Consider the following 18,742-nt stretch of genomic DNA (forward strand, 5'->3'; position numbering starts at 1 on the left):
GGCTGAGGCACCCCGAGATCACGATCGTCTGGGCGGGACTCGGGCTGTGCAGGACAGTGACCGGCCGAGACGCAAAGGCACGCTCCCTCCTTCTCCGGGCCTTTCCCTTGCGCGTGTGCGCCCCGCTCCGAGCTCCTCAGCTCCTCCAGCGCGGCCGCGTCACTCTCCACCGCGTGGCGGACCACTTTGTCGGCCACGGCGCGGTGCCGCCCGACCGAGTGGCCGGAACTAGAGTTACCGAGAGGGGTAGTGGTAACTAAAGTTGTCGCATGACTTCGATTGGGATCACCTCAGAAGAGAGGGCCGAGCTGGGCAAGGCCCTTACTGATGCCCTTAACCCGCTCGCAGCGGCCATTCGCTCCCGCCAGTCAGGGCTGTCCACGGCCCGCATGTGGGAGGCGGATCCGGTTGAGGTGACGCTGTCCGTCCTCGCCGCCTGGAAGGTGGTGGATACGGAGGTCAAGCAGCTGACGGCGCGCGCGGCGGCGACAGCCGGCTCCTACGGCGCGAACTACGAGCAGATGGGTGCGGTCTGGGGCATAACCCGCCAGGGCGCGCGCAAGAAGTGGCCCGACGCGGTTCCCCGTCCCGCAGCCGCGGCGGCGAAGACGGGCACGGCGCTCGAACTCTTCGGCGGCACAGCCGAACTGGTGCAGGACCCGTCGTCCGGCGGCTGGGCCTGGGCGGGCGAAGGCGCGGACGGCGCGCGCGGCGCCGCCGAGGACGGCACCTGGTACGCGACGAAGGAAGAGGCCGCCGCTCGCGCCGGAGCCTTCCTGCGGGAACACGCCGCCACCCGCTCGTAGTGCTCCAGTGCGGTTTCGCCCGGCCTGTCACCGGGCCCGGGAAGGAAAAGGCACTCATGTTGGACAGATATGCGATGTGAGCCGGTGACGCACGGTGCTCTCCACCAGGGCATTTATCTGCTGCGTATCGGCGACTGGTGAACTCCTGAACTTCCGTATCAGGAAGCAGGCACGTGTTGTTCAAGGGCGCGTGAGGCAGCTGAGGAGGAAGAGATGCTTACCGAGAGGCTGTTCCGGACTGACGACTTACCGCCGGCGGAGCGGTTCGACGGCTGGCGGGAGCTGATGTCGAAGACGCTCTGCCCCATGGACATGAACAGCGACCGCGCGGCGCAGTTTCAGGCTCAGACACGGCTGTTGGAATTGGGACCGGTCAGCGTGTGGCCAACAATGGTCGAGCCCATGAGCTGGCGGAGAACGCCCCGTCTGATTCGGCAGTCCGATCCGGAGAACTACCACGTCACGCTCCCGATCGCCGGGGCGGTCGGCGTCACCCATGCGGGCCGGGAAGCCGTCCACGGCCCCCGGGAGATGCATGTGGCGGACACCTCACAGCCGTTCCACTGTGTCACCGGCGTCCTGCACGCGGTGGGCCTGGAGGTGCCCAGAAAACTGGTTCCGCTGCGCAAGGAGCGGGCCGACCTGCTGCTCACCCGGCGGCTGCCGGCAGAGGAGGGGTACGGGAGCCTGCTGGCGCAGTTGCTGGAGCAGTTGGCGAAGGGCACCGGACCGTACGGCCCCGCGGACGGCCCCCGGCTGGGCTCGATCATCGTCGACCTGCTCTCCTCGCTGCTGGCCCATCTCCTCGACGCCGACAGCTCGCTCCCACCGGATACCCACCGACAGACCCTCGTACTGCGCGTCCGCGCCTTCGTCCAGCAGCACCTGCACGACCCGCAACTGACCCCGTGCACCATCGCCGCCGCGCACCACATCTCCACCAGCTATCTCCACCGCCTCTTCCAGAACGAAGAGACCACTGTCGCGGCATGGATCCGCCGGCAACGCCTCGAATGCGCCCGCCGAGAACTGGCCGACCCCACCTCGCGCACCACCCCGATCCACGCCATCGCCACCCGCTGCGGCTACCCACGCGCATCCGACTTCACCCGCGCTTTCCGCACCGTCTACGGCACACCACCCATGGAGTACCGCCACCAAGCCCAGCACCTCGCCGAGTAGACGCATTGCCAAATAGGTGTTTACTCAACGCTAACGAAATCCATGCCGCTACCGCCTACCGTGAAATCACGTGCTGGCGAAGGGGTGTTCAAGACCCCCGCGAACACAGCGCGGCCCCGCTCCGGTGGTTTTCCGGGCCGAGGAGATTTCCTGGCGGGCTCAGAGCTCTCGTCAGCATTGCTTGGTCCCGTGACGCGCGTCCGCACAGCGGTGATCTTCCCGAGGGGTAGAGCCTGTAGCCCTGGATGGACGGCTTAGTACTCCAGCTGTAGATCGCGATCTTGGCTGATCAATATTCGATCGCACCAGACAGAGGTGGGCTGGCAGGCTGCGGCCATGGATCATGCCGAAGTGCTGCTCATCGGAGGACGGGCCGGGGTTGGCAAGACGAGTGTGGGGTGGGAGGTTTCAGCGTTGTTGCGGGGCGCTGCGATTCCTCACGCGGTCATCGATGGTGACTTCATGGGGCAGGTGCATCCGGCTCCGGAGGGAGACCCTCACCGCGCGGAGATCACTGAGAGCAATCTGACGGCGGTGTGGGCGAACTACGCCCGGCGGGGCTACCGGCGTTTGATCTACACGAACACGCTGAGCGTGATGCCTGAGGCGACCGGCATGTTCGAGCGGGCCATGGGTAGCCGGGTGCGGATCGTTAGGGTTCTGCTCACGGCCACCGACGCCACTACACGTGCACGGCTGGAGCGCCGGGAACTTGGCTCGGAGCTGGAGACGGAGTGGGAGAGCAGTACGCGTAAGGCGCGGTTGCTGGATCAGCGGACTCCTGCCGATGCGGTGAGGGTCGCGACGGACGGACGTGCTGTCGCGGACATCGCACGCGAGGTGATGGCCGTCACCGGCTGGATCGGTTCGTTGACCACGGCTTTCCCGGCCACAGGGCCGGGGCCCCATCCGGGCTCAGAGAACTCACGGGATGCCACGTAGTCGCACATACGTTCCGCGAGGTCAGATGCGAACGAATCCGGCTGGGTCAGCCAGGTAGCGGTCGAGGTCCGGGTCTTCGGCGAGTGCGTCGAACTCGTCGTAAATCTGCCATGCCGGGCCGAGCTCATCGCGAAGGCGGCCGAGTGCTTGGCGTACCGCCTCGTTGAAGTTGTGACACTCCGCTTCACGCCACGGTCCCGGGTCCGGGGGGTAACCCCAGTTCAGCGACGTGTCATAGCGCTCTATCAGCCTGCACAGGCTGTCATGGAGGTCGGGACTGATCGGTAGTCGGTCCAGATCGACCAGGTACCCCCACGTCCTCTTGTCCTCGGGTGTGACCGCCCAAAGGACTCCGCCTGATCCTGCGTCGAAGAAGAACCTCGCGGTGGGCACGGCGTCGACCTCTCGATATGAATCGGTTCAAGCGGCCACCACGGTACTTGACGAGGCTGGCGCAGCAGCCCCACGGTTTCCGGATGCGGCTGACGCCTCGCCTTCATCCCGATCGCAGATCGATCGGACGAAGCGAGAGATCTTCGAGAATGCTGACAGTGGGGTGTTGAGGATCGGTCCAGCAGGCCGAGCCCACCGTGGCGTCGGTAGCGGTTGACCCACTTCGACGCGCAGGCACGGGAGATGCCCATCTCGGCAGCAACATGTGAGATCGGTCGTGTGCGACATCGCTCGACAAGGCGACGTCGCCCTTCGATGGACGGCGGAGCGTCGGCGTGCGCCAGAAGTGCCTTCCTGTCGACGACCGATGGCGGACCTGGCGATCCACGCAGGTCATCGAGTATGTCCGTAAGGGGCGGGCGGGTGGGCCGTGCCGCGGATCTTCCGTCAGCTGAACTCGGCCGCATGGTCGACGGCCCACCTCGCGAAGGTGCCGGCCGGTCGGCCAGTGAGGCGCTCAATATGATCGGTGGTGTGGTTTGACTCCGGCCGGCGCATCGAGGCGGCGATCAGCGCTTCCACCAGCCGCTCGGGACGTCCGTCTGTGAGCATCCGTGACCGTGCGACGTCAGCGGTGACCGCTTGGAAGCGCAGACGGCGCCGGAGCGCGGCACCAAGGAGAGCGACCTGGTCGGTGCGGCTCAGTACCTCGGGGCCCGTCAACAGGTGCGGTTCGTAATCTAGTGGGTTGTGCTGCGCGAGCAATACGGCTACGGCCGCATCAGCGACATCGCGCTCGTCGACGACGGCTGTGCGAGCCATGTCCGGGCCTGACACCACGTCGCCCGCCCGTAGCTGCGGCGCCCAGCCCCGCGCGTTGGACGCCAATGTGTCGCTACGTAGTACCAGGGGGCGCAGACCAGCATTGCGGAGCAGGGCTTCCATGTCCGCGTGCACCTGAACGATGGGATCACTCTGGCGGGCGGCTTCGTCGTCTATGGCTGTCGAGGACAGGTAGACGACACGGGGGGCCGCTGCGACGAGTTCCGTAACCAGGTCGTGGGCAGGGGCCGAGTCGAGCAGTGGCCAGATCAGAAAGACGGCGTCGATGCCCACGAGTGCCGCGCGCACGGCAGCGGCGTCTGTGAGGTCGCCGACCGCCCACTCGACTCCGGGGCGCGGACCAGTCTGATCGCGCACAAGGCATCGTACGAGCGCACCGTGTGCTTGGAGACGGTCGACGACCTCACGGCCGAGGTTGCCGGCTGCGCCGGTGACCAGGATTGATGAACGGCAAGGGGTGCCCCTGGGGCCAGTGGTATCAGGCATGATCGAGACGCTAAGGGTTCAGGTCGACATGAAGGCAAGGCGCGAATGGTGAAGACGATTGGAGAAGTAGCCGCAGAACTCGGAATCGCAGCCCACGTGCTGCGGCACTGGGAAGATGTTGGGGCACTCACCGTGCGTCGCGAGGAAAATGGCTACCGCGTCTACGACGACAGGGCTGTGGAACAGGCACGCACGGTCCTGAAACTGCGGCGCGTTGGTCTCTCATTGCCCGAGGCCACCGCCGCCATGGCGCCGAAGAAGTCGGCGGCGCAGGCGATCGTGAGGGCCAAGATCGCTGAACTTGAAGGTGAAGTCATACAGCGGCAGGAGGCGATTGCCTTCCTGCAACACACCGCTGACTGTCGGCATCGATACCTCGATGAATGTCCAGATTGCTCGACTTTCGTCCGCGAAGCCTGAGCCACCCACCCACTGGCAAGCTCAAGCGCCGAGTGGCCCCCCTTTGGCTTTTCCTCACGGCGCAGCAGCAACGTGGGGCCTGCTCTGCCGTCACCAACGTCATGTCCCGCAACAGCTGAGTCTCGCGGGCTTGGTGCGGAGCTCGTCGAGCAGCGCGCGGACACGGCTCTGGCGTAGCCGCGGCGCCGGGCATCCGGGTGTGTGGCGACCACGTGCACGCGGCCTGCCAGCCTCCAGGGGAGGGCGGTGCCGGGAGCACGCGACGGATGAGCCCGAGGGCGCAGGCGGCCATCGAGCCGTCCGGGGCGTCGATGACGTAGGCCAGTGCGTCGCCCCCCGGCGCTAGCCGTGGAGCCAGCTCGGCGGTGCATCGCCGGATCCACTCCTTGTCCATCGGCTCGGACAGAACGTACTCGGACACGGTGATCTGCACTCCATGGTGTAGCCACCTCCATACCGCCGGATCACACCTAGGGCTCTCCGCGACGGACGGACATCTCGTTCACTCAGGCACGAATTCGAGACACTTCGCTGCCCAGAGCTTGGCGCCTTCCACCTGCGGCCGAAACCTCACAATGTGGCCTGGAGGTGTTTCCTGCGACGCACCATGTGGAGTGCGTTGTGGTGCTGGAGAGTCATCTAGCGTCCGAGTACGGGTACGGCCTGGTGCGCGTACCCGGTGGCGAGTGCGAGGGATCGGATGCCTCGCGCCTTGAGGGCGTGCAGGGCCGCCGGTGCGGGCAGCCTGGGAAGCCGTGGTGGTCATGACGGCCAGCACGTCCAGGTGCATGCCGAGCCGCGGGACGAGCACCGTGTCGTCCAGGCCGAGTGAGCCGATGCTGAGGTATCAACCGCTGGTCTTAAGGAGTCTGTGTCTGTGAGGCAGCGCTTGTGGCCCGTTTAGCTGCGTCCGCCACGGATCTCATGGCCTCCTTGTCGTGGCGTCGCAGGATAGTGATGGCAGCCATGGAGATCAGACTCGGGCCGCAGAGAAGGCACGCGAGCCACCAAGCGTCCTTGGCGACGTATACGCCGGCCGCGAGCATGGCGACGCTCAGGATCGCCCCGACTATCAAACTCGTCGTCCGGAACTGAAGCTGCTGTCGCTCCCGCTCGGCCCTGGCCCTCTGGTTATCCGCCTTCTCCCGCATGCTCAACTTTCGCAAGAGGGCCTCGTGTTCCCGCTTCAGTTGCGGCTCCAGCGCGCCCAGAGCCATCTGGAGTACTTCCGGCCCACCAGGTGTCTGCCCCCACTTCATGGCGAGTTCCATCGCGGCGAGGACCGCTGGCTGATCGACTTGAGGCACGGGCACTTCGCTGCTGTTGTCCGCGTTCACTGCTGCGCCCCTCCATCGTCCGTTCCTGCACGGGTGTGGGGTTCTGGCGGGGGGCCAAGGCGGAGGAAGAGCCGGGCAAGGGCGTCCTCGATGTTCTCTTTCGCCGCAAGCGCTGCGGCCTTTGCTTCCTCTGGGTCAAGAGGCTGTTCAGGCAGCTGATCGGGCACCGGGGCGCTGACCTGCTTGATCTTGTTCAGAGAAGACGCGCGAGCGGGCCCGCTGGGTGGTTCATGAGAGCCTTCGAGAGCTTCGAGAACCTCCTTTTGCCAGCGGCTGACCCTCTGCCAGAGTCCGTGCTCTGCACTGACGCTGGACAGCAGGTCCGCATAGAAGCCTTTCGTGACCTCGACGGGGTCGTTCAGGTCCTGGAGCGGGAGGCCCTGTGTGACACCTTGCTCCGCGAGTGCCACCCATAGATCGGCGTATGTGAGCCTGGGCTCGCCCGGGCTGGTGATCAGCCGGTGGATGCTGCTGGCCGCCTGTAGGTTCCGCTGCGGGCGCCGCTCGCTCCATAGGAGTGTGGCGTCAAACGGTGTCAGCCTGATGGTTTCGCCGGCTTGGCCCACCCCGTACTCATGGACAGTTTCAGGCGTCTGCTGCAGCTCCCGCGCCTGCCGGCGCGCCCACTGGTAGCTGCTGCCCCATGAGCGTAAGAACGCGACCAGTCTGTCAAGGAAGCGCATCTCGATGGTCCCCCGTTCCGAGTGCCTTCACGGTAGCGGCGACCGGTCGGGGAAAGGAGCCATTCAACTGGAAACATCAGGGGCCACCTTTCGGCACTCTCCAAGCTTGGGTGCCGGATGCTGTACCGGCTGCCAGGACCTCGGGGGGACGGGCCCGGGGCATGCCGCGCCCGGGTCGGCCGACGCTACTGACGCTGCCGGCCTGACCCGTCGGGCAGTCCCTAGGACTTGTCCGGCGGATCATGTGACCGTCTTGCCCCGGGCGCTGACCTGTTCGTGAGGCGGGGCGGGGCCCGGGGCGGGGCGGTCTGACGAACGATGAGTGGGCACGACTCGTACCGCATCTACCGAAGACCGTCGCCGGGCCGGCGGTTGAGCATCACCGGAACGCTGGTCGGCCACTCGCTGTGCGGCATGAAGCAGTGAATCGTGGGGTGGACGGTAGGCGCCAAGTGCGGTGCCCCGGAGCAGAGTTGCCGTGCGCTGCGCGAAGGTGTTGGACCGAGTTATTTTCCGTTCATTCTGCAACCGTCTCGCTTTTGTTTCTGTCTGTCTCTGTAGCACCTCTTCCGTCCCACCGGCCCCACAGCTCAGGGGGACGGTCCGAGGGGCGACCGATGTGTTACCCATTGGAGGATTTGTGCGCAACCGAACCAGGAGCATGGTGGCAGGCGCTCTGGGCGCCGCCTTAGTAGCGGCCGCGGCCGGCGGCGCCATGGCAGCACCGACGGACGGCAACGGGCGGGGCCAGGACCAGCCCTCCACGAGTGCTGCCGAGCGGAGCAAGATCACCCAGGGCGACCTCGACGGCGACGGCCACGCCGACCTCGGTGTGGGAGCGCCCGAGGGCGTCGTCTCCGGGAAGTCCAAGGCGGGCTACGTGGGCGTGACCTACGGCGCCAAGGGTGGCATCGATCCCAAGCGGAACAGCACACTGACGCAGGCCAGCCCGGGGGTGCCCGGCACCCCGGAGGCCAAGGACGGTTTCGGCTCGACCGTGGTGCGCGGCGACGTGGACGGGGACGGTTACGCCGACCTGGTCGTCGCCGCGAACAACGAGGCCATCGGCAGCACCACGCAGGCCGGTTCCGTCACGATCGTCTTCGGCTCCAAGAGCGGCTTGTCCCGCGACGCCATTGCCTTCCACGCGCCGAAGGTCGCCGCCAACGCGCACTTCGGCGACCAGATAGCCGTGGGCGACCACAACAAGGACGGCCTCAGCGACCTCGCCATCTCCGACGGCACGAAGGTGCAGCTCGTCAAGGGCGCGAAGAACCTGCGGGAGACCGCGACCCCGAAGATGACCAGCGTTACCCCGCCCGGCGGCGGCGTCAGCGTCGAGCACCTGGCCTCCGGCGACATCAACGGGGACGGCTACACCGATCTCGTCACCGTCGCCTCCGAGGACTCGCCCTCCGATGAGGGCACGCTCGGCGTGCTGCCCGGCTCGTCCGGGGGTCTGAAGAGCACGCCGCTGGGCAAGGACATCCCGCTGCCGTTCGCGCAGTACCGCCCCGTCGTCGGCGACATCAACGGCGACGGGAAGGAGGACGTCGTCACGGACACCGGCTTCTCGGACGGTCCGCAGGAGCAGAAGCTGCGTACCTACCCCGGCACCGCTGGCGGGCTCGACTCCGCCAAGCCGGTGGACTGGAAGGGCAAAGCGCAGGAGGGTGAGGCCATCCGGCTCGCCGACTTCGACGGCGACGGCCACGACGACCTGGTGGTCAGCAACACCGGCGCCGAGGCGCCCGGGGGCTATAACAACGCCGGTGCCATCAACGTGCTCAAGGGCACCGCGAACTGGCTGACCGACGAGGGGGCGCAGACCTTCTCGCTCGACACCGAGGGCGTCCCTGGCTCCATGGAGGGCAACGACAAGTTCGGTACGTCCGTCTCGCCGGCCGACTACAACGGTGACGGCAAGGCGGACCTGGCCGTCGGCATCCCGAACCGCACCGAGGGTGTCGGCGCGGCGGCCCTGCTGTACGCGGGTACCGACGGACTGAGCGCCAAGGACTCGGCACTCATCGACCCGAGTGACCTGGGTTCCCCGGCGACGAAGGGCCGCTTCGGCACGGAGCTGACGAACCCGGCGAAGTAGGCCCGCACGCTGGGGCCTGTTCGGCAGATCACGTGCCTGTCGGCCGGTGGGCTCGTCGTCGCCGACATGGGGCAGGGTGATCTGACAGATGCCGAGTGGGAACGGCTGCGGCCGTTCCTGCCGGTCGGTAACCGATCCATAATTTGGGCGGCTGTGAAATTCGTGGTTACTCCGGCTAAGTTCTTCGCTCGCATCGGGGTGGACGGCGAGCTGCCCTCGATGCGATTCGGCAGGATGGCCGACTCTGCCCACAAGTTCCCGACGATCCCGGCGGCGCCTGCGGGCGGAAAACCGTACCGGTCGACGAGTTGCCTCATGCAGGAACGCATGCGGTCGTCGGTTCCGACCTTTGTTACGGACCAGGACTTGACCAGAACGCTTGCAGTGGGTGCCGAACACTATGGCCTGACTGGGCTCGCCGCCTTCACGCCTCCGATCCAGTGGCTGGGCACCCTGTGACCAAGGGCTGTCCCGTAAGTGACCTTCCAAGGGCTCGCAACCTGATCGGGAAGGCCCCTACACGGGAGTTGTGGACACCAGCTCCCGTTGATCGGGCTGGGAGCGGACGTTGTGCCTCGCGGGATTTCCGCTGGCGGAGTGCCTGACGGTGGGCCTCGGAGTCACGGGGTTCGGTTTCGCGCCTCACCGTCCACACCAGATGCATCAGGTGATCAGGCCGGCGCTGATCAGCCAGATGTGTTCGCAAGTCGAAGATGCCTTTTGCAACTCCTCGCGGGACTCTTGCGAGGCGTGGTAGAAGGTCCGCTCGATCATCCAGCACAGGGCGCGTGCCATCGCCGACGCTTGCTCTGGTTCGGTGCCGGCCTGAACGCCGGCTCGTTCCAGGACGGCGGCGATGGCCGTGATGAACAAGTCTGCCGTGTGGCTCCACAGCTCGCCGATCTCCGGCACGGTCAACGACAGGTCGATCGCCGTGCGCATGACCAGGCCGTGCTCGTTCCACAGCTCGACCGTACGCCGCATGGCTGCTGCGATGGCCCGGCGCGGCTCGTCAGTCTGCGCGGTGGCCCGGGACCGCTCCCACAGATGCTCGACAGTCCGGGCCACGAGCGCCGTGACCACTTCTTGCTTGGAGCCGAAGTAGAAATACAGGGCGCCACGTGTGATGCCAGCGCCCTGGGCGATGTCGCCGACAGTCATGGCGTCATAGCCCTGTTGTGCCAGCAGAGCCTCGCAGGTGTCCAGAATGGCCCGCTCCCGGACATCGCCCTTGCGTTCGGTGGCGCGCCGGCTCCGCGCAGAGTGGTGGCTGGGCATCAGAGCTGAGCACCCTCGGCAAAGTCGGTCGTACGGGAGAGGGGCTCCCATGCGCGGATGTCCTCGTCCACAGCGGTGCGCGCGGCAGTGACCAGTCGCAGCGCATCCGAGCCAAGGACAAGGTGGGCCGGCGGCTGTTCGACCGACGCGATGTGCACGACGGCGTCCCCAGCCTTGGCCGGATTACCCAGCTGATTCCCGCTGGCCTTCTGCCGCGCTTCACGGATAGGGGCGAACAGCTCCTCGTAGTCATCGATGGACTGGGCGGCGCGCGTCATGGACCGTCCGGCCCAGTCGGTGCGGAAGGACCCGGGCTCGATCGCCGTCACGTGGATCCCGAACTGTGCGACCTCCTTGCCCAGTGCTTCCAGGATGCCTTCCAGGGCGAACTTGCTGCCGCAGTAGGCGGACATGCCGGGCACGGCCATGAGCCCGCCCATGGAAGTGACGGCCATCAGGTGTCCGCGGCGGCGCCGGCGCATGTGGGGCAGGGCTGCCTGCAGGGTGGCCACTGCCCCGAATACGTTGACCTCGAACTGTCGCCGCACCTCGGCCAGCGGGGTTTCCTCGAAGGTGCCCTCCAGGCCGTAGCCCGCGTTGGCGACGACGACATCCAAAGGACCGACGCTCTCCTCTACCTCCGCGACCACACTCGACACGGCGTCGCCGTCAGTCACATCCAGGATGCGGCCGTGAGCGTACCCGGGCTTCAGCCCTTCGAAGGCCCGCAGGTCCTCCTCGGAACGGACCGTTCCCACGACAGTGTGCCCGGCGGCCATGGCGGCCTGGGCGAAGGCACGGCCGAGGCCCGTGCTGACGCCGGTGATGAGCCACTTCTGCTGCTGCACTGCTCCTCCAGAAAAGGTCTCGCCAGGAGCTGGACTGCCCCTCACCCAGAAAGTCTACACGGCGTCGAGTTTAATCAACGTGATGTTGATTCTTCCGCCCCCAACGGCATCATGCTCAGCCGAGGTCAATCCGGCCCCTCACCGACCCGCTCGCTTCGGCTGAAACGATCACGGTGTGGCTGGAGTGATCACGGCGTCAGTGCCGTCCTGGACAGGTCCCTTTACGGGGCTGAGCCCGCGCTGCTTCGGCAAGTTGGTAGCCGCAGTGCGACGTGAGCAAGCCGCAGATCGACCGCGCGGCCGGCCATGGAGTCTTTCGCTGGAGGATCGCGTCCTGCTGGTCACGGCGTACTGGCGCACAAACTTGACGATGCGCCAGCTGGCGCCGCTGTTCGGGATCTCCAAGTCGGCCGCAGACCGCATCATTGACCACCTCGGTCCGCTGTTGGCACTCCGGCAGCGGAGCCGGTTCCGCAGGGACACCGTCCTCATCGTCGACGGCACCCTGGTGCCCACCCGCGACCACTCGGTGGCCGAGCAGTCGAAGAACTATCGATACTCCACGGCCCATCAGGTTGTGATCGATGCCGATACCCGACGGGTCGTAGTCGTCGGTCGGCCCGTCCCGGGTGACCGGCATGACTCCCGAGGCTGGAAGGAGTCCGGCGCCAAAGCCGCCGTCGGGAACACGACGACGATTGCCGACGGCGGCTATCAGGGCACGCGTTGAGCACGTCTTCGCACGCAGGAAGAGCTGGAAGATCCTTCGCGACTGCCGCCTCAAAGGCGACGGCGTCCATCACGCCATGCTTTCGGCCGCTCACCGCATCACGGCCACCTCGGACCGGCGCTCGTGCTCCAGCCCCGTCAGCGGTTTCGTAAGGACGCTGTGCTGATCGTCGATGGCACCCTGGTCCCCGCGCGGGATCATGCGGTTGCCGATCAGGTGCGCAACGCGTCGCGGTGTTGCACTCTCAGGCGGGCACGCTTGTGGACACAGCTCCTGGTGCCTTCGAGCGTCGCGGGCAGCCGGTCTTATGCCTCGCGCTGGACGACGTCGGCGAGCGCCCGGGGCCGCTGTCCGTGGGCACCTGGTCGGCGCGGCGTCGTACGTCGGCGGCGACCGCGCGGGTGTGACCGGTCAGGTGGAGGGCGATCTGCTCGCCGTTGCGTTCGGCGAGCGTGTCCGAGCCGGCCCCGGGCGAGGACGGCAGGAGCGCGGGCCGGGTTGTAGGTCGTAGCTGGCGACGCCCGGGACTGGTCCCGGCCGGAAAGAGAACACGACGGCAGCACACTCCTGCGGCACAAAACTGCCTTTCCGAGAGTTGCCGAAACGTCACTCCTGAAGGCACCCCTGGATAACTGGCCTCAAACGCTTTCCACTTGAAATAACTAGATGGAGATAAATATAGAAGGATGGGCAATCGGGGCGGCGCGTCACGCATATCTTGTGTACCGCGAGTTCCTGGACAGGACACCCGCGGCTCCGCGGCAACCGCCGCTTCGACAGTTCAACGACAGGCGACCGACCAATTCAGCAACCGCCCGTTGACCGTCGTATAGGCGGCTGACTCGCGCAACCACCTGCCCCCTTAGATCCGAGCGATTCCCGAGACTCTTGGCGCCTGACGGCGATTCCCACTTGCAGCAGTTTCGCTCAGAATCGGACATCGAATGATTACCGAACACTTCGATACGCATCTCACGGCACGACCGGTCAACGACGACTACCGGCTGGGTACCGAGGCCTACACCGATGAGCAGCGGACCGCGGTCCTTGCCAAGTTGGAGGGGTACCTGGGAGGGCAGCGGGAGCGCCTTCTGGGTTACCAGGTGAACCTGTCGCTCGACGGCCACGCCGCGCTGGGTCGTTTCCTGGGCTACCACATCAACAACATCGGGGACCCGTTCGTCGACAGCAACTACAGCCTGCACTCGCGGTGGCTGGAGCGGGCGGTCCTGGAGCACTACGCCCGCCTGTGGCACGCCCCGCTGCCCGAGGACCCGGCCAGCCCTGGGAATGAGGACGGATGGGGATACGTGCTGTCCATGGGCAGCACCGAGGGCAACCTGTACGCCATGTGGAACGCCCGTGACTACCTGGACGGCAACGCCCTGGTGCGTGACGAGGTCTCCGGCGATGCCAGCTGCCGCACCAGCTACCTGCGGGCCAAACACCCCGACGACAACCCCAACGCCTACATGCCGGTAGCGTTCTTCTCGCAGGAGACCCACTACTCGCACATCAAGGCGATGCGGGTGCTGGACATCCCGACCTTCTACGACCTGGGCGGCAGCCTCTACCCGGGCGAGTGCCCCATCGACGTGGCCGGCACCGGCATGCAGACGTACAACGGGTGGCCGCTCGGCGGAGTCCCGACCACCGGCGGCGACGAGGGTCCGGGCACGGTAGATGTCGACGCCTTGGTGGCCCTCGTGGACTTCTTCGCCGCCAAGGGCCACCCCGTCCTGGTCAACTTCAACATCGGCAGCGTCTTCAAGGGCGCCTACGACGACGTTCAGGGCGCCTGCGAGCGCCTGCGACCCGTCTTCGAGCGGCACGGCCTCGTCGACCGCGCCGTGCGCTTCGACCCCGACGACCCCACCCGGGTCAGCATCCGCAACGGGTACTGGATCCACGTCGACGGAGCCCTCGGCGGCGCCTACGCCCCCTACCTGGAGAAGGCCCGCGACAGCGGACTCATCGAGACCGCGCCGCCGGTCTTCGACTTCCGGATCCCCGAGGTGTCCTCGATCGTCACCAGCGGACACAAGTACCCCGGCGCGCCCGTCCCCACCGGGATCTACATGTCCCGCGCGGGATCCAAGCTGCGCCCGCCGTCCGACCCGGCGGTCGTCTCCTCTCCCGACAGCACCTTCGCCGGCTCCCGCAGCGGCTTCGCCTCCCTGGCCATGTGGAACCACCTCGCCCAATTCAGCGAGGAGCAGCAGGTGCGACAGGCCGCCGAGGTCCTGCGGATCGCCGAGTACACGGCCGAACGCCTGCGCCGGCTGAGCGAGCAGTTGCGGGAACGCGGTGAGCCCTGGGCCGAGGACGGTATCGAGGTCGGTCACGGCGATCACGCGCTCAGCGTCTGGTTCCAGCAGCCGCGGGCTGAGATCACGCAGAAGTACTCACTGGCCTGCGTGCCACTCAATCTCGGTGGACTCCGCCACGACTACAGCCACGTCTACGTCATGCCGCACGTCACCCAGGAGTTGATTGACGAACTCCTCGAGGACCTCGCCAAGCCCGGAGCATTCGACCGTTCCGCGGACAAGGACGCGCAGCGGCCCCCACTTCCCCACCAGCGCTGACCCGCAGGCGGGCAGCCGGACCGCAATCGCCCGCCCGCCTCCTGGCGATGTTGCCCCGTATATCCCCGCGTACGGGGCAACTGGCCGAGGGCGCAACCCTGGGCCCGTCACCGCCCCTGGCTGCCGGCAACCTCCGCTTCGACCGGAAGTTCGAAGACCACCGCCGCCGCCGTCCGTCCCGTCTGCGAAGAGATCAATCCCTCGCCGGAGGCCTGAGCTGCGTAATCCCCCTGCCCCACCAGCCGGCCAGAGGAGCCGCGCGGTCCAACACCCCACCAGCATCCGGATGTTCGACGACCGTCACCCTGACGAGCCGAAGTCAGTAATCAATCCACGCGAAGATTCGGGCCCTCGTTGAGCAAGCCGTAGCCACTCTCAAGTCCTGGCGGCTCCTTCGCAAGCTACGTTGCTCGACCACCCGGATCACGAGCCTCGTCCAGGCCGTCCTCTGCCTGCATCTCGCCACATCAGCCTGAGGAAGGGAAATGTTCAGGGTGTCGGCCTGTTCTTCGGGGGTGCCGTGTGGAGGTGAGTCCCGACCGCGACCGTGGTGCGGCCGTCCAGGGCGTGGGCGTGAAGGAGGAGGCGGCCGCGACGGATGTCGTCAAAGATCGCCTGGGCCTCGGCGAAGGTCTCCCGGAGCTGGGCGAGGGGGCCTTCACGGCCTGGAGTGTTGGAGGGCGCTTTGGTGACGGTGCTGTGGCGCGTCGGGTGATCGTGTGCGCGGGCTGTTCTGCGTGGGGGGGGGCAGCGCTCGTCGGGCCCGGTGATATCGGCATGTGGATGATCCTGGAGCGGACGGTCAGCCTTCTGTTTGTATTGGCCCCTGGAGCGCATTTCAGGAGGTGACGGGCGCATGGTGTCCACGGAGAGCATTTTCGCGTTCGCGGCGATGTCCCTGCTGGTGATCGTGATTCCGGGGCCGAGCGTGCTCTTCGTGATCGGCAGAGCCCTTGCACATGGTCGCCGCACAGCGCTCGCAACGGTCCTGGGCAACTTGGTTGGTTCTTACGTCCTGGTGATCGCCGTGGCGTGGGGCCTCGGCGCCCTGGTGGAGAGCTCGGCGGCAGTGTTCATGGGCGTGAAGATGGCCGGAGCGGCGTATCTCGTCTACCTGGGTGTGCAGGCGTTCCGGCACCGCAAACAGATGCGCGCGGCGGCCATGGAGGCCCCAGTGGGTGAGCAGCGTGGCGACCTGCGCACGGTCCTGGACGGGCTGTTCGTCGGCATCACCAACCCGAAGGGCATCGTCTTCTTCGCGGCGGTGCTGCCCCAGTTCGTGAACCACTCAGCGGGCCACGTCCCCCTTCAGATGATGGTGCTGGGCCTGGTCCCGGTCGCGATCGGCCTGGTCACAGACACCCTGTGGGGCCTGGGAGCCTCGGCGGCCCGTTCCTGGTTCGCCCGCTCGGACCGCCGCCTGTCGATGATCGGCGGGGCCGGCGGCTTCGCGATGATCGGCCTGGGCGTAACGGTTGCCGCGACAGGCCGCGCCGACTAGAGACTGTACGGCGGGTCATGAGCGGACAGCGTTGGCCCTGGCCCGAAAGCACTCAGGGCATTGCGGACGCAGGAGGAATTGGTCGCGCCTAGATTCGCCGTGGCCCGGAGCGAGCCCGTGCCTCAACTCCGGGGCCAGGCTCCGCGATCATCAGCACTGGATCGCGGAGCGCGAGGAGCGGTTCCGGCGGTGCTGAGCAGTCTCAGCGGAACGCGGCGACATTGTGGGCGGCCCAGTCGGCGAAGGGGTGCGGGGCGCGGCCGAGGACCCGCTGGACGTCCTGGCTGACGCGCAGCTCGGCCGGGTTCGGGGAACCGAGGATGTCCAGAGTGTCGTCGGCGAGTTCCGCCGGCATGCGGGAGGTCGGCGAGCCGCTGACGGAGCTGTTCGACCGCATCACCCGGCGGCTGCCGCCGCCCATACCAGTCACTGGCGCGGACGCGCTGTCAATAACGATGACGCGCGACAGCTAGGCAGTTCCGAGGGCGTCGCGCAGGAACGAGATGGCCTGATCGACGGCTGCGCGGGTGGCCTTGGACTGGCTGAGCGAGTTGAGCATCATGAAGTCGTGCACCGTGCCGTCGTAGCGCACCGTGGTGACCGGGACACCGGCGCCCCGCAGCTTCGCGGCGTACGCCTCGCCCTCGTCGCGCAGCACGTCGGCCTCGTCCACGATCAGCAGGGCGGGCGGCAGGCCGCTGAGTTGCTCGGCCGTGGCCTGATTGGGAGAGGCGGTGATCTCCGCACGCTGCTTCGGGTTCGTGGTGTAGGCGTCCCAGAACCACTCCATCAGCTTGCGGCTGAGGTAGTAGCCATCGGCGAACTCGTCGTAGGAGGCGGTGTCCATGGCCGCGTCCGTGACCGGGTAGTACATCGACTGCTGTACGAAGGTGACATCACCGCGCTCCTTGGCCATGAGGGCCAGCGCAGCGGTCATGTTGCCGCCGACCGATTCGCCGGCCACCACCATGCGCCGCGCGTCCAGGCCCTTCGACGCCCCCTCGCGCGTGATCCACTGCGCGGTGGCGTAGCCCTGTTCAATTGCCACGGGGTAGTGGGCCTCTGGTGACGGGGTGTACTCCACGAAGGCCACCGCCGTGCGGGCCCCGACCGACAGCTCCCGCACCAGACGGTCGTGGGTGTCGGCGTTGCCCAGCACCCAGCCGCCGCCGTGCATGTACAGCACGACGGGCAGCATTCCGGTAACGCCCTCCGGCTTGACGATGCGCACCCGCACGTCGCCCACGGAGGCCGGTACGGTGATCCACTCCTCGTCGACCGGCAGCTTGTCGATCGGCGCAGCCTGTAGGTCGTCCAGAACCTTGCGCGCTTCGATGGGCTTCAGCTCGTACAGGAACGGGTGGTGCGAAGTCGCGTCGGCAAGCTCCTGCGCCGGCGGCTCCAGGACGATCGAGGCGGATCGAGCAGTCATGACGATGCTCCCTGTCACTACCGAGAAGCCCATGGTGAAGAGGGCCAGGCGCGTAACGCCCCACCGGGGCCTCGACGTCACCGCACGTCCGGTTTCCGGCCGAGCCCCTGATCAAGCCCTCGATCGGGCGATATGCCCATCGTAGTCGCGGCCCTTGTGATCCTCGACTGCGGACGCCGATGGACGAGGTACGGAATACCCACCGGCGAAGCCGCCGTGATGGCGGCAGAGCCGGGCCCAGGCCGTCGCGGTAGTCGATGTCACGTCATGGCCGTGGCCGGCCGGCCGATGCGGTGGCCTCTTGGCTGTCCTCCTCGGCGCTGAATACGTGCACCACCAGGCCGGTCTCGCCGGGTGCTGCTGGTACGTGCAGCGTCTCGTGGTCCAGGGTGAGTAGCCCGGCCTCCGGGTGTCGCAGCCGCTTGCGCCCTGCCGCGCACATCACCACCTCGCCATAGCCCCAGATCCGCCGGAACTCGGCGCTGTGCGTGGTTCTGATTCACCGGCATGGCACCGCTCGAGCCGTTCGCGGTGTACGACGCGAACGAGCTGCCGCAGGACCGTTTCACGGCGGCGAAGCAGGAGTACGGACAACGGCTCGACGGCCTCTTCACGGAGGAGCCCTCCACGTCCGCCCGCGCGGCTGAGCGACCGGGCAACCTCGCGGGGTCCTGAGCACGGACCTTCCTACTTGTTGTGCTGTCGGCGCACCATCTCGGTGATCCAGATGGGCGCGAACGGGGAGGTGCAGCCCCGGGGCGTCGGGTAGTCCTTGAGGACCTCCAGGCGCTCACCGATGTCGAGGGCACGGGTGCGGTGCTCGGCGTGCTCGATGCCGATCTGTGCCAAGCAGTGGTTCATCGCCCATTGCAGGCGGTCCGGGGCGTCTTTCATCTTTGCGTCGATGACGTCGATCGTCACCGTGTTTCTCGTTCACCTGGCGTGTCTTCGGGTTTTCGAGCGCGGCCAGCTCGGCCATCACCTCGGCCACCGTCGTCCCGGCCACCTCAGCCTCCTGTCCCTCACGCGCGGGATTCAGCCTACGGCGGAAGTCGGCCGGCTGCCGTTCGCGCCGGTGCGGCGGCAGCGGCAGACACGAAATCCCGCATCTTCACGAGGTCGGTGAGGCCCGGCTCGGGGCAGGGTGGCAGCGGTGGCTGAGGGTGGTG

Annotated in this window: 18 protein-coding genes and 5 pseudogenes; 12 read left to right on the plus strand and 11 right to left on the minus strand. The window is 67.0% G+C overall.

The features are described from left to right. Positions 1-269: 269 nt before the first annotated feature. The 3 genes from CP981_RS31090 to CP981_RS31100 all read left to right on the plus strand — a co-directional run bounded on the left by CP981_RS31090 (position 270) and on the right by CP981_RS31100 (position 2,930). Entirely contained in the window at positions 270-806 is a 537-nt protein-coding gene (locus CP981_RS31090; protein WP_150522379.1) for a hypothetical protein, read from the plus strand. A gap of 213 nt (positions 807-1,019) precedes the next feature. After that, complete coding sequence (locus CP981_RS31095) at positions 1,020-1,988, plus strand: AraC family transcriptional regulator (RefSeq protein ID WP_085922747.1); 969 nt, start codon at positions 1,020-1,022, stop codon at positions 1,986-1,988. A gap of 336 nt (positions 1,989-2,324) precedes the next feature. Next, positions 2,325-2,930: an ATP-binding protein gene (locus tag CP981_RS31100; RefSeq protein WP_244329865.1), complete on the plus strand. Its 606-nt coding sequence runs from the start codon at positions 2,325-2,327 to the stop codon at positions 2,928-2,930. 21 nt (positions 2,931-2,951) lie between these two features. Here CP981_RS31100 and CP981_RS39590 read toward each other — a convergent pair whose 3' ends face one another. The 3 genes and pseudogenes from CP981_RS39590 to CP981_RS31115 all read right to left on the minus strand — a co-directional run bounded on the left by CP981_RS39590 (position 2,952) and on the right by CP981_RS31115 (position 4,652). Next, positions 2,952-3,323: a hypothetical protein gene (locus CP981_RS39590; RefSeq protein WP_085922746.1), complete on the minus strand. Its 372-nt coding sequence runs from the start codon at positions 3,321-3,323 to the stop codon at positions 2,952-2,954. 158 nt (positions 3,324-3,481) lie between these two features. Further along, positions 3,482-3,667: pseudogene (locus CP981_RS39595) on the minus strand (helix-turn-helix domain-containing protein); the annotation flags it as partial. Between the two features lie 103 nt (positions 3,668-3,770). Continuing rightward, the gene (locus CP981_RS31115) at positions 3,771-4,652 is read right to left on the minus strand and encodes an SDR family oxidoreductase (protein WP_085922745.1); all 882 of its coding nucleotides are present in this window, start codon (positions 4,650-4,652) and stop codon (positions 3,771-3,773) included. 45 nt (positions 4,653-4,697) lie between these two features. On the opposite strand from CP981_RS31115, the gene CP981_RS31120 reads away from it, so the two are divergent. Further along, a complete protein-coding gene (locus tag CP981_RS31120) occupies positions 4,698-5,072 on the plus strand; it encodes a MerR family transcriptional regulator (RefSeq protein WP_085922744.1) in 375 nt (124 codons plus the stop codon). An 860-nt stretch (positions 5,073-5,932) separates the two neighbouring features. Here the strand turns inward: CP981_RS31120 and CP981_RS31130 are convergent. Then, entirely contained in the window at positions 5,933-6,409 is a 477-nt protein-coding gene (locus CP981_RS31130; protein WP_085922743.1) for a hypothetical protein, read from the minus strand. Then, positions 6,406-7,092, minus strand: coding sequence for a hypothetical protein (locus tag CP981_RS31135; protein ID WP_085922742.1), 687 nt, complete (start codon positions 7,090-7,092; stop codon positions 6,406-6,408). The genes CP981_RS31130 and CP981_RS31135 overlap by 4 nt, the downstream gene beginning before the upstream one ends. A gap of 661 nt (positions 7,093-7,753) precedes the next feature. On the opposite strand from CP981_RS31135, the gene CP981_RS31140 reads away from it, so the two are divergent. Together CP981_RS31140 and CP981_RS31145 are read left to right on the plus strand one after the other, a co-directional pair. Further along, on the plus strand, positions 7,754-9,196 hold the full coding sequence (locus tag CP981_RS31140; RefSeq protein WP_085922741.1) for an FG-GAP-like repeat-containing protein: 1,443 nt from the start codon (positions 7,754-7,756) through the stop codon (positions 9,194-9,196). Positions 9,197-9,349: 153 nt separating this feature from the next. After that, positions 9,350-9,655 carry a hypothetical protein gene (locus CP981_RS31145; protein WP_143658815.1) on the plus strand — a complete coding sequence of 102 codons (306 nt, stop codon included), beginning with the start codon at positions 9,350-9,352 and terminating at the stop codon, positions 9,653-9,655. Between the two features lie 204 nt (positions 9,656-9,859). Here the strand turns inward: CP981_RS31145 and CP981_RS31150 are convergent, their stop codons facing one another. Next, entirely contained in the window at positions 9,860-10,474 is a 615-nt protein-coding gene (locus CP981_RS31150) for a TetR/AcrR family transcriptional regulator (protein ID WP_085922739.1), read from the minus strand. Beyond that, a complete protein-coding gene (locus CP981_RS31155) occupies positions 10,474-11,322 on the minus strand; it encodes an oxidoreductase (protein ID WP_085922738.1) in 849 nt (282 codons plus the stop codon). The genes CP981_RS31150 and CP981_RS31155 overlap by 1 nt, the downstream gene beginning before the upstream one ends. A gap of 175 nt (positions 11,323-11,497) precedes the next feature. Here CP981_RS31155 and CP981_RS31160 point away from each other — a divergent pair. From CP981_RS31160 to CP981_RS31185, 5 genes and pseudogenes are all read left to right on the plus strand, one after another. Continuing rightward, positions 11,498-12,218, plus strand: a pseudogene (locus CP981_RS31160) (transposase family protein). A 778-nt stretch (positions 12,219-12,996) separates the two neighbouring features. Further along, a complete protein-coding gene (locus CP981_RS31170) occupies positions 12,997-14,640 on the plus strand; it encodes a PLP-dependent aminotransferase family protein (RefSeq protein ID WP_107429494.1) in 1,644 nt (547 codons plus the stop codon). 332 nt (positions 14,641-14,972) lie between these two features. After that, a pseudogene (locus tag CP981_RS31175) lies at positions 14,973-15,116 on the plus strand (IS5/IS1182 family transposase); the annotation flags it as partial. A gap of 52 nt (positions 15,117-15,168) precedes the next feature. Next, positions 15,169-15,489 carry a hypothetical protein gene (locus CP981_RS31180; protein ID WP_143658814.1) on the plus strand — a complete coding sequence of 107 codons (321 nt, stop codon included), beginning with the start codon at positions 15,169-15,171 and terminating at the stop codon, positions 15,487-15,489. Positions 15,490-15,496: 7 nt separating this feature from the next. Then, positions 15,497-16,141 carry a LysE family translocator gene (locus CP981_RS31185; protein ID WP_085922735.1) on the plus strand — a complete coding sequence of 215 codons (645 nt, stop codon included), beginning with the start codon at positions 15,497-15,499 and terminating at the stop codon, positions 16,139-16,141. A 202-nt stretch (positions 16,142-16,343) separates the two neighbouring features. On the opposite strand, the pseudogene CP981_RS31190 reads toward CP981_RS31185, so the two are convergent. The 3 genes and pseudogenes from CP981_RS31190 to CP981_RS31200 all read right to left on the minus strand — a co-directional run. After that, positions 16,344-16,496, minus strand: a pseudogene (locus CP981_RS31190) (NmrA family transcriptional regulator); the annotation flags it as partial. 114 nt (positions 16,497-16,610) lie between these two features. Then, a complete protein-coding gene (locus CP981_RS31195; RefSeq protein ID WP_085922734.1) occupies positions 16,611-17,573 on the minus strand; it encodes an alpha/beta hydrolase in 963 nt (320 codons plus the stop codon). 265 nt (positions 17,574-17,838) lie between these two features. After that, positions 17,839-18,072 carry an MmyB family transcriptional regulator gene (locus tag CP981_RS31200; protein WP_280117072.1) on the minus strand — a complete coding sequence of 78 codons (234 nt, stop codon included), beginning with the start codon at positions 18,070-18,072 and terminating at the stop codon, positions 17,839-17,841. 8 nt (positions 18,073-18,080) lie between these two features. Between CP981_RS31200 and CP981_RS31205 the strand changes: the two genes are divergently transcribed. Continuing rightward, complete coding sequence (locus tag CP981_RS31205) at positions 18,081-18,248, plus strand: hypothetical protein (RefSeq protein ID WP_190838408.1); 168 nt, start codon at positions 18,081-18,083, stop codon at positions 18,246-18,248. A 12-nt stretch (positions 18,249-18,260) separates the two neighbouring features. On the opposite strand, the pseudogene CP981_RS31210 reads toward CP981_RS31205, so the two are convergent. Next, positions 18,261-18,488 (minus strand): annotated as a pseudogene (locus tag CP981_RS31210) (DNA alkylation repair protein); the annotation flags it as partial. Between the last annotated feature and the right edge of the window lie 254 nt (positions 18,489-18,742).

It is taken from the genome of Streptomyces platensis, from assembly GCF_008704855.1.
Lineage (GTDB): Bacteria > Actinomycetota > Actinomycetes > Streptomycetales > Streptomycetaceae > Streptomyces > Streptomyces platensis.